This is a genomic window from Chitinophaga sp. Hz27 (assembly GCF_042263525.1).
Lineage (GTDB): Bacteria > Bacteroidota > Bacteroidia > Chitinophagales > Chitinophagaceae > Chitinophaga.
In genome coordinates this window covers 244,624-259,645 of sequence record NZ_JBHKFJ010000005.1, presented here as the reverse complement: position 1 = coordinate 259,645, position 15,022 = coordinate 244,624, and the positions used below count along the sequence as shown (strand labels likewise).

Genomic DNA, 15,022 nt, shown 5'->3' with positions numbered 1-15,022 from the left:
CCATGTCATTTATTTCTTCGGTAAAAAAAATCGGCCTCTTGGGTATCCCGGTCGTATTAGCTTGCCATGCGGCTGTTGCTGATATCAGGCTGGGCAATTTATTCACGGATCATGCAGTATTACAGCGTAATACGGTGGTGCCGGTGTGGGGCACAGCTGCAGATGGGAAAACCATCACCGTTTCTTTTAATGGTCAGCAGGTAAGCACCATCGCAAAAGACGGCCGTTGGATGGTGAAGCTGCAGCCCCTAAAGGCTGGCGGGCCTTATACGCTCATCGCTAGCGGGGATGGCACCGTAACGGTAACGGATATACTGGTAGGGGATGTATGGCTATGCAGTGGACAATCCAATATGGATAAAGAAGTAGGACCACATAAGAACCAGCCCAATGTAGATAATTATGAGCAGGAACTTGCGAATGCAACGCATCCGCAAATACGGTTGTTTAAGGTGCCTGCTAAAGAAGGCGCGCTGACACCACAGGAAGAAGTGAATGCCGCCTGGTCGTTGTGTGACAGCGCGCATGTCAGCGCCTTTTCTGCTGCTGGTTATTTTTTCGGGAGAGATTTACAGCCTGCGATAAATGTGCCACTGGGCCTGATACATTCCTGCTGGGGTGGAACACCGGCGGAATTCTGGCTGGATAAATCCGTGATGGCAGCCAATCCTGAGCTGCAATCATTAGTGACAGCGTATGAAAAGTCTATGCAGGGCTTTGAAGAGAAAATCAACAACCTACAGGATGCGCTCAAAGCCGCCAACGCGGCAGGGACTACGGATACAGCCAGTCAGAAGTCCTATAATCAGCTGAAGTTACTCAAACGTAATTGCGGCGGACTATATAATGCGATGATTTATCCATTGCGTAATTTTCCCATTACCGGTGTGATATGGTATCAGGGAGAATCTAATAGCGATCGTGCAAAGCAGTACCAGACGCTGTTTCCTGCTCTTATAGAAAATTGGAGAGATACCTGGCATCAAGATATTCCTTTCCTTTTTGTACAGATAGCGCCTAACAAAGGCAAAGGCCCTGAAATCCGGGAAGCACAGTTCCTTACCTGGAAACGCGTACCTCATACCGCTATGGTAGTTACTACCGATGGAATTGATTCTACCTTTAATCTGCATCCTGGCAACAAACAGCTGGTAGGAGCGCGACTGGCATTGGCTGCCAGGGCAATGGTCTATAAAGAAAAACTGGAGTACTCCGGTCCAGTATACGAATCAGCTGTTTTCAATGGCAATCAGGCAATAATTTCGTTTAGCCATACAGGTAAGTCGTTGGTCGCGAAAGGTGGCCCACTCACAGGTTTCACGATTGCTGACGCCGACAAGGTATTTGTAGCTGCACAGGCTAAAATTAGCGGCAATAAATTGTTAGTGAGTGCCAAAGGTGTGAAAAACCCGGTGGCAGTGCGTTTCGGATGGACAGATATTCCTCATGACAACTTTTACAATAGTGCAGGCCTGCCTGCTTCTCCTTTTAGAACAGATGTAGAATAAAAAAAATCGGCGTCCCTTACTGAAAGGGACGCCGATTCTTTTGTCGTTGCTTAATTATTTTAATACCCCATGAACGCCTCTCAGGTACATCGTATGGCTGCGAGCCGTAACAGCTACCCAGGCTTCATATTCGGCTATTGCCAGTAGTCTTTCTTCTTCCGTAATATATTTATCTGCCACCAGCTGTTTGCCTCTGAGCTTTGCCACCATTGACCAGATGTTTGCATGGCCCTGAAATCCAGGATCAGTATGAATACCTTTTTCAGATTCATCTGTAATAACGATGTCAGAAAATCCTTGTTGGGAGAGGAGTTCGGGGAGATGATCGGCAATTTCATTATCCATGCCAACATCCTGACGCCATTGCAGGAATTTATCATAGAAATAAACCATACTTTGTGGTGGCTGTGGCTCCCAGGAGGCCTTGGTGTGGTTGTAATCGAGTATACATAGCATGCCACCAGGTTTGAGCAGTTGGCGTAATCTGGCAATGACCGCAGCCGGATTCGTGAGCCACTGCAGCGTTCTGGCCGCTGTAATAATATCAAAGCGTAGCGACGTTTCGTAGGTCATGATGTCGCCGTGAATAAATTCCAGATTAGGAATGTGGCCATATTTACTGCGGGCGATATTGATTAATTCTTCGCTGCTGTCGATACCATATACTTTCCCTGTTTCCCCTAGATATTTTGTGATGCCTTGTGTGATGGCGCCGGAGCCGCCGCCAACATCCAGCACGGTTTGGCCGGGTTTTAGTACTGCCAGTAAATTATGGTTGGAGTTTTCGATACTTCTTTCTTCAAGTAATACCGCAGTGCCACTGGGCATTTCAGCGCGTTTAACCGCCTCGTTTGACATAGAAAAATAGTTTTTAAACCGGACAAAATAGATACGTGGAGCTGAAGAAATCAGCCCCTGAAAATAATTAAAAAGAAAGAAGATTTGTAAGGAATTATTGTCCGATGACTACCAGTGGGATTTTAGTACCGTAGGCTAATTCTTTGGTAACGCTTTTATGAAATAGGTCCTCCATGAATCCATACTTTCCAGGCAGGGCTAATATCAGTCTGGCATTAGCAGTTTCAGCAAACTGAAGTATTTCTTTGGCAGTTCTTTTTTGCTGGATGCTATGATAAGAAATGTCGTTTAGCTGCAACAAGCGTTGTAGTTCTTGTTTGACGGCAGCAGCTGGTTCATCATCTCCTATATATAATACTTCCAGGTGAGTGGACAGCTGGGTTATCAGTTTGTGTATATGTAAGCTCTGACTGGATAACAGCGGCTGTTCGCGGTTATAGGCAAAGAGGATTTTATCTACAGCAATATAGGTGGCATCTCCAGGAACGATGATAACGGGAATGGATATATGATTAGTGGCGGCGAGGGTATTGCTGCCGATGAGCGTCTTTCCTAATGCACCTTTTCCGGTGATGCCCATTATCACGAGGTCTATGCCGCGTACATCAATAATTTCCTGCATGCCTTCTACCAGTGGGAGCACATCTGTTTCACAGCTAATGCGTGTAGTCGCTGGCGTTATATCGGACATAGCCTCCACGAGTTTTTCCATTTCATCCATTACGCTACGGCGGAATGCGGGCGTATCTTCCGGAAGTACAGGCATGGGGATACCGGAAAGATGAAGAACGCTGTAGGAGTGGTACAACGTAATTTCTGTTTCATCAAATTGAGCGGAGAAGGCTATTGCGTAGCGCACCGCATTTTTTGCTGTATCGGAGAAGTCGGTAGTAACAAGAATTTTCACCATAGCCGGGTTAGGTTTGGATAAAACAGGGCGCCTGCAACGAGTGATGCAGGCGCCTGTGAAGTATGACTGATTGTATGAGATTAATATGTAAAGAGCTTGCTAGAAGCGTGTAGACAAGGCGATTCCCTGGAATTCGTTGAGTGTGCCTGGCTCCATGAACAATACTTTACCGCCTTTGGAAAGTATGATTTCAATGATGGGCAGTAATACATCGTAGGAGAGGTCGCCGCTGTCGGCTTCACCTTCTGGATGTATTGTGATGATGCCATCATGGATGGTTCCTGGCTGGAAGTAATTGCTTTCTACATACAGGGTGTCGGCACTACCGTCAACGGCTGCACGAAAAATATCGCCAAGATCTACAAGTAGTCTTTGTTGAGAGAGGGCTGTTCTGATATCAGCCAATGCTACTTCCTGGCGTTTGGCCAGTACTTCCTTGACAACAGGAGCGAGGATACGAGGGATTTCGTGATCAGGCGTATCGTCGTAACTACCAGGTACGGTGGCGATCACAGTATTTTTGATATCCATCTGTTCCTGATAGTAGGAAAGCATTTTGGTATCACCCATGAGAATTACCGGGAGTGGTTGTTCGTGGTAATATTGTTTGAATCGTTTATCTGCCACGTTGAAGTATTCTTTGATCAGATCATCCACTACAGCATCATGCTTAAGTTTCATGGGGTCTGTAGTATAATAATTTGTGTTTTCAAATGGAAAATCATCATTAACTACTTCTTTCACCAATGAATCATTTGTGGCTTCGAGCAGTCTTATTTTCTGCCGGGACACGCTTATTACATAGTAGTGAACTACTTGCTGCAAAGTTTTCAGTAGCGGTCGTATCTCAAAGCGTTTGCCGATGATGATACGATCCGTGCTGGCTACGGGCAGGTTATAGAGTTTACTGAAATTCTCGGAAGCATATAACACCAGGCTGTCGAGGTTATAGCGATGGTCTACATTATTTTCCAGTTCTTTAATTTTTTCCAGTACAGGCCAAACCTCACGTTTGTCATACAGCTCGTATAGTTGTTTTTCGGCTGTAGTTACCAGGTTTTTCAGGTTGATACTATCCTGCTTGTTATCGGGAAATGTTCTGTGAGTTGAAACTAAAACCGTTACTGCTGGCGCACCACGATACTGACTCATTTGAATAACATCTTGATCTTGCATAGATTTCTCTTTTGGTGGTTTAACAAAGCTAGGCCTTGTAAAGTTCACCGAAAATGAGGATGATCATGTGGGATCTTGATAATTATCAGGTGTGAGTATATTATTTTTCCTCACGCCAGGTAATGATGCCTTTTTCTGTCAGGTAAGGGTAAAACATGTTGCTGATCAGTTGTACATAATGTTGAACGGCTGCCTGGTCTTTGAGGCCGAGTTTGATCTCGTTATGGGGGAGCCAGAAGTCGGAGGTGATATAAAGTAGTGTGATCAGTTCTTTCCAGATTTGCGCGGGGATGTCATTTCTAAAGATGCCCAGTTCGCGGTAGTGGGCAAACATTTGACTGAACTGTTGTTCGCGGAAATCGTCCATGCTGTTGTAACGTGTTTTTATTTCAGGCACGCGTTGTACGATGGCTACGAAGTGTAGGAATATAAATCTGTATTTATAGAAGATAGTAAAGGCTTTCTGGATGTTGTCGCGGAAGTTATGGAAGCTGGGGGCCGCTGGTGTTGCGACGACGCTGGTCATCAGCAGATCCATTTCAGCGGAGAGTTGTGTGAAGAGAGCGAGTATGAGCTCTTCCGTGTTTTTGTAATGGTATTGCAGATTACCGTGACTGATGCCAATCTCTTTGGCGATGTGTCTTATCGTAATAACATCTGTTCCTTTTGCGTTGTATTGTTCGAGTGCAGCGGCCAGTATTTTTTCTTTAGTTGTCATGATGATATGCTTAGGACGAATGTACTATTTTTTACTAATACCAAATTGTATGTTATTATTTTGATATATTTATACATAATTCCTTAATTTTATGGCGTTTATTCATTAATTTACCTCGTAACGGGTTTTAGTGAATTGGTGAGCGTTGGCAATTGTGATTTTTTTACCCATATCCTATGAGATCAATCCTGGTATTATTTTTTTGTTTATCGGCGTATACTGTTTGTGGCCAGAGTGGTCCCAACCCTGCGTCAGCAAAAAAATATGAGACGGAGTTCACGATGAAGAATGGGAGTGTGCTAGGGTTTGCGCAGGTGAATCTAAGTTTGGGGGAGATAGGCTTTAAGGTGGAAGTGAACAAGATGACGAAGGACAAGGGCACGAAGTTGGAGTTTAGGATAGACATGCCTAAGGGCAAGAAGAGCAAGATCATTGGTACATTAGATATACCGTATACGGGTGATACAACGTATGCGTTGAAATTAACGGGGAACCTGCGTCATGCGGAGGGGGTTCATGATTTATTTTTGGTGGCCAAAGGGGGCTCACAGTTTAGTATTACTTCTTTCTCTTTTATTTTTAATTATTAGTTTTTCGGAGACGATGACCTTGCCGGCAGTGAGTATTTGCTGTTGGGATAAATATTTTTATAAAAAAAGTTAGAAATTTAGAAAGGCTACTGACATACTGTTGTCACTTGGCCGGTAGAATTTTGTATTGTTATCAACATTCAAACGCAAAACCTTATTATTATGTCTACAACAACGTTAAACGCGGCACCTGCTATTATTACTTCTGAAGAACTACTGGAACATTGGCAAGGTCATCGCAGGTTAACCCGTCGGGTGATTGAGGCGTTTCCTGAAAAAGAATTATTTGAGTTTTCAATTGGCGGCATGCGCACGTTTGCAACGCTGGTAGCTGAGATGGCTGCTATTACCACTGGTATTGATGGTATGGCATATGGCAAATGGAATGATTTTGAGGCTAAGCACAAGGAAATTGAGGAGATCAAAACCAAAGCTGGCTTGCTGGCATATTGGGATGAGCTGACAGAAAAACTGAATGCAGAATGGCCGGCATTAACACCAGAGCGTCTTCGTGCGGTGGACAATTCATGGGGTTTCTATGAAGGTCCGGTTGTTTTTATCCTGCAGTATTTCGTTGACAATGAAATTCACCACCGTGGTCAGGGTTATGTATACCTGAGGGCGTTGGGTATCAAGCCACCTGCATTCTACGAACGCTAAGCATTGGGCTTACGCTTAACTTCTCGATTTCAGCCACTTGCAACCAGGTGGCTGAAATTTTGTTTTAAAAAGATTTGGTGAATTAATTTGTATCCTTATCTTTGCAGCCCTGAAACACAAAATCAGTTGCCCAGATGGCGAAATTGGTAGACGCACTGTGTTCAGGTCGCAGCGCCTGCAAGGGTGTGCTGGTTCGAATCCAGTTCTGGGCACTAAAAAGAAAAGGTCGGAAGAAATTCCGGCCTTTTCTTTTTTAAATACTTCCAAATCCTTTACTGGCGTAGTCGTCCAAAATGTTATATACCCAGCCTTTCCTATAGTCTTTTACCATCGAATGACTTAATATTCTTCAATAATAGTCCACAGCGCGTTAGCGTCGCAGGAACCTAAAGCTTTTAGCACTTTTAATATTCCTTATAAATTATTCCTATAATACCCAATTTATTAATCTACCTTTAACAAGGTTACATGTGGCTTCTTTAATTTAGTTTAGGGCGCTTGTTTCTTACTAAGTCTTGTTTTTTTAGTATTATGTATATTTAAGTAAATTTATATTGTGAATATTTTTGTAGGTAATATCAGTGACAGAACAACTGAAGATGAGATATGGTCTTTATTTGACCCATATGGAGTTGTATATAGTATTAATGTGGCTTATGATAAGTACAGTGGCCGTTCTAAAGGCTTTGCATTTGTTGAAATGCCAGACGATTCCAATGCAGTACAGGCGATTAAGGAATTGAATAATTCAGTAGTTGCTGGTCAAACAATAGTAGTGTATGAGGCACGTCCAAAACCTGAAAGACCAGATAATAATCGTTTCTCCAGATCCGGTCCAAGGCCAGGATTTAGACCCAGATACTAATAGTTGGATGCCTTAAAACGTCGATGGATTTCGAAATAATGTGCTTTGCACACACTGAACTTAAGATTAGTTCTTGTGCAGTCATTATACTTCTATTGACTTTTTGCATCGTCAAATCAGGCATAAGGTGTGAAGAAACCGATACCGTCAATCGCAATGGGTTGGATGACTGTTGGTGTGGGTGATTTTTCGCTTACAATCCATTAGTATTACAAACATTGCCAGGGCATTGGGTCAACATATGCCATTGGAAGAATTGCTAAGAAACAAATATGAACTACTATTTGGTTCGATATTGTTCCATTAAGGGGCACATAAAAAGGACCACTCAGGATGAATTCCTAAGTGGTCCTTTTTATGTGCCCCATTTTTTCCTATCTTTACACTCTATGACACGCCACTCAACATATCATCTCCTGCCGATCATTGTTGCCTAACGCAGGCCCAAATAGCATTTTCGCTTTTATACTCCCGGCTACCTGCGTTGAAAGTTTTCAATTAATTTATTGATACAGAATTGCTATGCCCCTCCGCATACGCAAGACAGAATTGTTATACCATGCCTACACTACAGTTGTACGGTTGGAATGAGCATTTTATGCGTCATTTCAAAACTAACAAATCCCAGGACCTCGAAGCAGCCAGAGTGCTGTCCATACAAGGATTTAAACATCTGCTAATCACTGAAGCAGGCAACCTGGAAGCGCAACTCGCCAGCGCATTGATGAACAGCCACGAACCGGAAGCCTATCCCAAAACAGGCGATTGGGTACTGGTGAAACGTTATGATGAAGAAGGTATCATCATCGATACACTGCCACGCATCAACGAATTAAGCAGAAAAGCGCCAGGTACCCAAAGTACCCGCCAGGTGCTTGCTACCAACATCGATGCGGCATTTATTGTGCAGGGACTCGATAATAATTACAACATAATGCGCTTACAACGTTACCTGCAGCAGGTAATCCAGTGCAACATACTGCCCATCGTCATGCTTAATAAAGCTGACCTCGTACCCAATCCGGAAAACTACCGGCAAGCAGTAAAGGAGTTGGGATACAACTGCCCAGTGATACTCAACAGCGCGTTGAACCTGGTGCAACAAGAAGAATGGACGCGTCAATACCTCCTACCAGGGCATACTTACATACTACTGGGATCATCAGGCGTTGGAAAAAGTACATTGCTTAATAATTTGCTGGGCTATAAGTTACAGGAGGAAAGCGCTACCAGCACAGCCAACAACAAAGGAAAGCATACCACCACTGCCAGACAGCTTGTACTGCTCCCTAATGGCAGCATGATCATCGATACACCGGGAATGCGCGAGTTCGGCGTTACAGAAGAAAACGGAACTATAGGCATACATCACCCACTGATAGATGAACTAGCGCCTCAATGCCGGTTTGGCGATTGTACCCATCAACACGAGCCAGGGTGCGCCATCATAGCAGCTGTCCGCAATGGTGCATTGCCTGAACCGGTATATCGCAGCTACCTGAAATTATTGCGCGAGCAATACCATTTCCAAACCAGCGAGGCTGATAAAAGACGAAATGAAAGGCATTTCTCTAAAATAGCTAAACAGATATTCAAGCATCGCAAAGACAGCAAGTATTGAGAAAAATGAAAGTAAAGCGGCCTGTAAGTTTATAGGCCGCTATTCTATTCAAGGAGAAACAGCACTTGAATCTCCACCTGGAAAAAGAACAGGTATAGCCTGCGATGCATGCTGTGGCTGCTACACAAGGATTGGCTGCTTTAAAAATGACTTTTGGAAAAGGATGCTCTATTCCCTAAAAGAAAGTACTAATGAATTTTTTAATCCTAAAATAAGTTAGGAGTATTGATCATCTGCTCATTTCCCCCTTTTCTATATTACATTATTTCTCGAAATTTGTAATAGCTAAAGGACAAGCAAATGAAAGAGGATAGCTCATCAAATCTACACTGTGTTTATGATATTCTCCATTTTATAGAACAAAACTACGACCAGCCCATTTCAATAGCCGCCCTGGAAAATATTTCGCATTACTCCTATAGAAATATACAACGGATTTTCAAGTATACCTGTGGGGAAACTATTGGTGCCTACCAGAAAAGACTGAAAGTAGAAAATGCGTATAAATTAATGTTGTATACCAAAGAAAACATTACTTCTATTGCCCTCAAAGTAGGATTTGCCAACCTGGCTTCATTTTCCAAAGCCTTTAAACAACAATTCAATTGCTCTCCCAAAGAAGCAAAGGCAAACAAACCGCTATTATTCAGAGACGCTGATATCACCCCAATTGAATCTGCTGTTATAATAAAACCTGAAATCATTTACCTGCCTGCTGTTCGTGTTTATTATGAAAGTGCTTTTATCTCTTACGATAATACTGAAATAGAGCATTTATGGGAGCGGTTTATGCGTAATAAATTTACAGGTCCTGACACTGTTTACTTTGGGGTGATAGCTGATGAGCCATTGATTCGTGAGAAGCTGGACTGCAAGTATGACGCCTGCTCTTCCACGCAGGCACTGGATAAGGAACTCTCTTCCAAAATGATATTGGGGGGCCGTTATGCACGGTTTACACATAAAGGGGCATACGATACTATAGAAGAGACATATAAAAGTATATATGCTGGATGGATATTGGAATCAGAACTGGAGTTTAGCCATACGCCTGTTATAGAAAGATATCTAAAACACCCAGATAACACAGATAATGTAACAGAACAATTGACAGATATATTGCTACCGATCAAATAAGATTGTCAATTTCGGACAACATTCACCATATAGGTTCGCCTAGTTTTGCTGTATTACAAAACGAAGCAAACATATAAATCATGTTTAAAATGGAAAATCCACTGCTGTTATTGCCTGCAATGCTATTATCCTGCAATAAAGAGATAAAGGATCCAACACCAGTGCTACCTGATACTGCTATTATATATTCAATGCCAGAAGAGTCTGGTCCTCATGAAGGTACCTGGCTTCAGTGGCCTCACCAATACCAATACGGTGTCAAATACCGAAATCGCCTGGACGCTACATGGATAGCCATGACGAGTGCACTGGTACCAGGAGAAAAGGTGCATATCATTGCGTATGACGAAACAGAGAAAGATCGGATCACTTCCTTATTGGAAACAGCAGTAGTGCCACTCAATAACGTCGATTTCAAGATTTATCCTACAGATGATGTCTGGGCGAGGGATAATGGCCCCATCTTCGTAAAAGATAAGACAGGCAAATTGTTGATTGAAGACTGGGGATTTAATGGCTGGGGACGAAAGGCCGCATTTGGCAATTGTAATGCTATACCTTCAAAGATCGCTGCTGATCAGGGTATCAAGGCTATCGACCTGAATGGTGTAATGATAAATGAAGGTGGTAGTGTCGAAATTGATGGCAAAGGAACCTTAATGGCCTGCAAAAGTTCTGTTTTAAACAATAACAGAAATCCTGGAATGACACAGCAACAAGCAGAAGAAATATTTTCCAAATATCTGGGTGTCACTAATTTCATTTGGCTGGAAGGACAAGCAGGACTTGATATTACCGATATGCATATCGACGGCTTCGCACGATTTGCCAACCCTTCCACCATCATTACAATGAATAATGAGGACCTGCTTTACTGGCAAGTACCGCAAGGAGATATAAGTACATTATATGCTGCCGCTAATAAAGCATCGCAGCCTTATAAATTTGTTTATGTGCCACTCACGCAAAATGATGTCGTAACCACTTACGGGAAAAACCTTGGAAAGGCATCCTATATCAACTACTATATCAGTAATAATAGTGTATTGGTGCCAATTTATAGTGATCCCAATGACGCAGTAGCAACAGGTATTATTCAAAGATTATATCCTGATAAAAAAGTAATCGGCATCGACTGCCGCAACTTGTTTGCCAATGGAGGAATGGTCCATTGCGTCACTCAACAACAACCACGCTAAATAGCTGCATTTATCCAAAAGAACAAATAGCCGTTTGTTCTTTTGGATTGGTCAGTTAATTAAGCTTAGGTCCTTCAAATATCTTTATTACGCTTATCATCCTCCAAAAACTCATCAAACTTCTTCACTTCAATTGAATCAATGCCTGTTGTATATTTTATTTTAATGAAAATATATTTATCATTAAAGTAGATGATTTCCGAGGTGGAATTTGGTATAGATGTAACCTGCTCTTTATTCATTATGTTACCGAGATTTTTGAAATTGCCAGGAAGGGAAAATGAATTATGAAACACTATCACACTAAATCCGATCACAAGTAGAAAGCCGCCTAAAGATAGGAAGGCTATTAGTTGGAGAATCAATTTAATGGCATCAGGTAAATATGCTTTTACGTTTTTGTAAATTAATTTGAGCAATAGCAGTATGAAGGGAAGTGTTATTGTGAGCTCCAGGATTTCTGGCATACTGATTTTTTTGCGCGTTATCACTAGTTGAAGCACACGAACCCATAGACTATGTGAATACACGACTATGGCAGCAGAAAAAAATGTAACCGCCGTAAGCATCTCTTTTTTATCGAGTTTAAATTCCGCATTCGCTATCTGATTATCATCATCATAGGAATAGCTCTCCTTCAGCTTTTCATCCTGTTTAAAAGGTAACCGGGCAAGCCGTTGAGGAAGAACAATGACTATCAAATACATCAACCCTCCTGACAGTATGATAGACAGAATAAGTAGCCCATCAGGAACCAGCTGCGTTACAGAGAAGAATCGAATATAGGCAGGGTTAATACAAATAAGTTCTAAGAGTTGCCATATTCCACCAAAAATCGTTGGCAAAACTACAATTATACTTAGGATATCTTTTATAGAAGGTGTGAATGTATTGGCTTTTTCTACGTTCATCTGCTAACAATTATTTTTTCATAAATGTTATTAGAAACAACAAGTGAAATATTCATAAATAGTACTGTCCGGAATTTGAATTAACAGATGTTTTACATCGCTTTATTAAAATTGCTTTTAATTGGTTAGCTTGGTTGTGATCTGTTTATCCAGGGTTTTAACTTGTTAATATTCCCTATCTTGTGTTCAACCATGGCACACACGCATCTTCCTTCTTCCATACTACAACCATACATCGATTACTACCAGGAATTGCAATTCGATTGCCATGCTATCCGTGTAGTATTGCCGGCATCAGCAGCTACAATGGTGTTTAAGTTTCAGGGAGATGCCCGTTATCCGCAACAGCAAAATGATTATCCGCAATCATTTGCCGGCATTACCGGATTACGTAAAACACCCAGAATAATTCACTACAGCCAGCAATCAAGGTTCCTGGTGGTGGTTTTTAAACCTGCTGGTGCCGCTGCTTTTTTTCAGCAGCCCATGCACCTGCTTTCAGATAAAAGTATACCACTGGATCTCCTGTTGGCAAAGCAAGATCTCGCAGATACTAAAACAACGCTGGCACAAGCCACCAACATACAGCAAAGGATTTTTGCTATAGAATCATTTCTACACAGGATGTTGTTGAAAAAGCCCGCTGATAGCCTGATTGAGGCAGCTATTATCGAGATACAATCAGCCTGTGGTATTTGTAAAATTCAGGAACTAGCCAGAAAATACCCACTTAGCCTCGATGCCTTCGAAAAAAGATTCAAGAGAATAGTAGGAGTGACACCTAAGCAATTCGCGTTTATAGCAAGGATGCAGGCCATCGCATCCCAACAAAACTATAACGGCTCTTTGACAGCTCTGGCCTATGAATTTGGATATTATGATCAGTCACATTTTCACCGCGATTTTAAAACATTTACAGGTCAGATTCCTAAAGCCTACTTCAAAACGATGATCGTAAATCGCTGATTTTATACAATTTTTACTGTACATCCTCAGCTATTTTTGCTTCCTCAAAAAAGGAAATGAAAGCATTTAACAATAAAGTAGTATTGATTACCGGTGGTAGCACTGGTATAGGACTAGCCACAGCATTAGCTTTTGCAGAAAGAGGCGCTAAATTGATGATAGCAGGCAGAAATGTCGTACGTGGGAGAGCAGCCATACACCTTATTCAACAACGCACTTCATCTGCCACTTTTATTCCAACAGATGTCACGCAGGAAGAAGACGTGAAACACCTGATAACGCAAACAATTTCTCTTTACGGACAATTGGATATTGCCATTAATAATGCTGGCGTAGATCAGGACCCTGGCGACAGCAGTACGCAAACGCAGGAAGATTATCACCGCATCATGGACACCAATGTGAAAGGCACCTGGCTTTGCCTAAAACATCAGCTGCCCGCTCTATTGCAAACGAAAGGCTGCATCGTTAATGCCACCTCCATTGCTGGAATGGTAGGCTTCCCGGGCGCCGCTATCTATGCAGCCAGTAAACATGCCATCATTGGACTCACCAAATCGTTGGCATTAGAATATGCAGCAGTTGGCGTACGTGTGAATGCAGTAGCGCCGGGCACCACCTATACGCCTATGTATGAACGCATCGCCGATACACCGGAAGTGGCAGACATCATCAGGGATATGTTCCCTATGAAGAGAATAGCCCAACCTGAAGAAATAGCCAATGCCATCGTTTTTTTATGTAGTAAAGATGCCGGGTTTATTACCGGACACACATTGGTGGCTGATGGCGGTTATACGGCTGGATAAATGCCTGTAAGTGTTACGCACAGGTTTTCGCTTCTATTAAATGTCATTCAACTTGTACAGCCATAGGCTGAAATAGTTTCTTATAGAAAGTAAGGTCGCCTGTATAGCCTATCATTTGTCGTTCTACCTCCGCTCTTGCCATAGGCTGCCCTGCCATCATCAGGTTCCATTTCCGAATTAGTTCATTCTTATCTTCAATTCTGCGTAGCAAGACAGCAGCGGCTTTCGTTTTATTATTGTTGTTCTGAATGGAATGCCCGCAATCTGCCTTCATAGCAATCATAAGGCTATCCTGTGTTGCAATCTTAGCTTTAAGATGTTCTTGCTGTAGCGTAAGTGACCGTATTTGCTGGTGGAAATAGACACTGCTATCATAACTGCTTTTTACAGGCACGTTGTCGGGCACACGCGCTTCTTTTGTTTGCTGTAGTAGTAACAAGGATTGTTGAAGCTTCCTATTTTCTGTTTGCAGCAAATCGTTTTGGCTTGTTACTTTTTCTAATTTAGCTGATAGCTTTAAATCTGGTATCCAACTGGTTTGTTGTGTAAGGAAATAAAAGAGATCGGTGCCGGCAGTAGTTACTTGTACTTTTGTGACCTGTTTCTCTGCATATGCACGTGTAGCCAATTCCTTTGATGCCACCTGAAAGCCAAGCGCATGTACATAAATAAGCATAGCATTAGGAATGACCAATATCCATAGAATTTTTGTTTTTTTGCCACGGGTACTAAAAACTCTATATAAGGCCAATGCCAGGCAACTAAAAGTGCTGACCAATAACACTAATAAAGTAGCTAATTCTGTATTAGCTAAGGCCTTGAAGAAGATAAGGTCAAAAAAAATAGTGGTCATCCAACAACAAAGTGCTGCTCCACTTACAGTTTTTAGCGCTTTCGTGGTAATCCAATCGCCAGGAATAGGAGTAATGGGTTCCTTGTTAATATCAGGCATAGGGTTAAGGGATCTTTTCACTAAGATAGAAGAAAATTGGTGATACTTCATATCATATACTAGCAGTCCCTTTCTAAAATGCTTCAAATTTTTAAGTAATTTCGCTACTATGCATACAGCCCATCGCTGTAGCATACGGTGA

The 15,022-nt window shown here is 42.2% G+C and carries 15 protein-coding genes and 1 tRNA gene; 10 read left to right on the top strand and 6 right to left on the bottom strand.

Going from position 1 to position 15,022, the window contains the following annotated elements:
• The first annotated feature begins 2 nt into the window (after window positions 1-2).
• Window positions 3-1,508, top strand: a complete 1,506-nt coding sequence (locus ACE38W_RS13115) for a sialate O-acetylesterase (protein ID WP_375831490.1) — start codon at window positions 3-5, stop codon at window positions 1,506-1,508.
• A 54-nt stretch (window positions 1,509-1,562) separates the two neighbouring features.
• On the opposite strand, the gene ACE38W_RS13110 is transcribed toward ACE38W_RS13115, so the two are convergent.
• The 4 genes from ACE38W_RS13110 to ACE38W_RS13095 all read right to left on the bottom strand — a co-directional run bounded on the left by ACE38W_RS13110 (window position 1,563) and on the right by ACE38W_RS13095 (window position 5,170).
• Window positions 1,563-2,366: a class I SAM-dependent methyltransferase gene (locus ACE38W_RS13110; protein WP_375831489.1), complete on the bottom strand. Its 804-nt coding sequence runs from the start codon at window positions 2,364-2,366 to the stop codon at window positions 1,563-1,565.
• Between the two features lie 94 nt (window positions 2,367-2,460).
• Entirely contained in the window at window positions 2,461-3,276 is an 816-nt protein-coding gene (locus tag ACE38W_RS13105; RefSeq protein WP_375831488.1) for a universal stress protein, read from the bottom strand.
• A 99-nt stretch (window positions 3,277-3,375) separates the two neighbouring features.
• Window positions 3,376-4,452, bottom strand: coding sequence for a hypothetical protein (locus ACE38W_RS13100; RefSeq protein WP_375831486.1), 1,077 nt, complete (start codon window positions 4,450-4,452; stop codon window positions 3,376-3,378).
• Window positions 4,453-4,552: 100 nt separating this feature from the next.
• Window positions 4,553-5,170 carry a TetR/AcrR family transcriptional regulator gene (locus ACE38W_RS13095; RefSeq protein WP_375831485.1) on the bottom strand — a complete coding sequence of 206 codons (618 nt, stop codon included), beginning with the start codon at window positions 5,168-5,170 and terminating at the stop codon, window positions 4,553-4,555.
• Window positions 5,171-5,346: 176 nt separating this feature from the next.
• Here ACE38W_RS13095 and ACE38W_RS13090 point away from each other — a divergent pair, with 176 nt between their 5' ends.
• The 7 genes from ACE38W_RS13090 (at window position 5,347) to ACE38W_RS13060 (ending at window position 11,242) form a co-directional block, all read left to right on the top strand.
• A complete protein-coding gene (locus ACE38W_RS13090) occupies window positions 5,347-5,760 on the top strand; it encodes a carbohydrate-binding protein (protein ID WP_375831483.1) in 414 nt (137 codons plus the stop codon).
• 162 nt (window positions 5,761-5,922) lie between these two features.
• Entirely contained in the window at window positions 5,923-6,420 is a 498-nt protein-coding gene (locus ACE38W_RS13085) for a DinB family protein (protein WP_375831481.1), read from the top strand.
• Window positions 6,421-6,548: 128 nt separating this feature from the next.
• Window positions 6,549-6,632 (top strand) — tRNA-Leu (locus tag ACE38W_RS13080).
• Window positions 6,633-6,976: 344 nt separating this feature from the next.
• Window positions 6,977-7,285 carry an RNA recognition motif domain-containing protein gene (locus ACE38W_RS13075; protein ID WP_375831479.1) on the top strand — a complete coding sequence of 103 codons (309 nt, stop codon included), beginning with the start codon at window positions 6,977-6,979 and terminating at the stop codon, window positions 7,283-7,285.
• A gap of 559 nt (window positions 7,286-7,844) precedes the next feature.
• Window positions 7,845-8,906, top strand: coding sequence for a ribosome small subunit-dependent GTPase A (gene rsgA / locus ACE38W_RS13070; protein ID WP_375831477.1), 1,062 nt, complete (start codon window positions 7,845-7,847; stop codon window positions 8,904-8,906).
• 300 nt (window positions 8,907-9,206) lie between these two features.
• Entirely contained in the window at window positions 9,207-10,043 is an 837-nt protein-coding gene (locus ACE38W_RS13065) for a GyrI-like domain-containing protein (protein WP_375831475.1), read from the top strand.
• Window positions 10,044-10,132: 89 nt separating this feature from the next.
• Entirely contained in the window at window positions 10,133-11,242 is a 1,110-nt protein-coding gene (locus ACE38W_RS13060) for an agmatine/peptidylarginine deiminase (protein ID WP_375831473.1), read from the top strand.
• A 74-nt stretch (window positions 11,243-11,316) separates the two neighbouring features.
• Here the strand turns inward: ACE38W_RS13060 and ACE38W_RS13055 are convergent, their stop codons facing one another.
• Window positions 11,317-12,153, bottom strand: coding sequence for a hypothetical protein (locus ACE38W_RS13055; RefSeq protein ID WP_375831471.1), 837 nt, complete (start codon window positions 12,151-12,153; stop codon window positions 11,317-11,319).
• A gap of 192 nt (window positions 12,154-12,345) precedes the next feature.
• Between ACE38W_RS13055 and ACE38W_RS13050 the strand changes: the two genes are divergently transcribed.
• Both ACE38W_RS13050 and ACE38W_RS13045 read left to right on the top strand, forming a co-directional pair.
• Complete coding sequence (locus tag ACE38W_RS13050; protein ID WP_375831470.1) at window positions 12,346-13,119, top strand: helix-turn-helix domain-containing protein; 774 nt, start codon at window positions 12,346-12,348, stop codon at window positions 13,117-13,119.
• Between the two features lie 56 nt (window positions 13,120-13,175).
• Window positions 13,176-13,928, top strand: a complete 753-nt coding sequence (locus tag ACE38W_RS13045; protein WP_375831468.1) for a glucose 1-dehydrogenase — start codon at window positions 13,176-13,178, stop codon at window positions 13,926-13,928.
• 43 nt (window positions 13,929-13,971) lie between these two features.
• Here the strand turns inward: ACE38W_RS13045 and ACE38W_RS13040 are convergent, their stop codons facing one another.
• Window positions 13,972-14,880 (bottom strand): hypothetical protein, encoded by a 909-nt coding sequence (locus tag ACE38W_RS13040; protein WP_375831466.1) that lies wholly within the window; start codon window positions 14,878-14,880, stop codon window positions 13,972-13,974.
• Window positions 14,881-15,022: the final 142 nt, after the last annotated feature.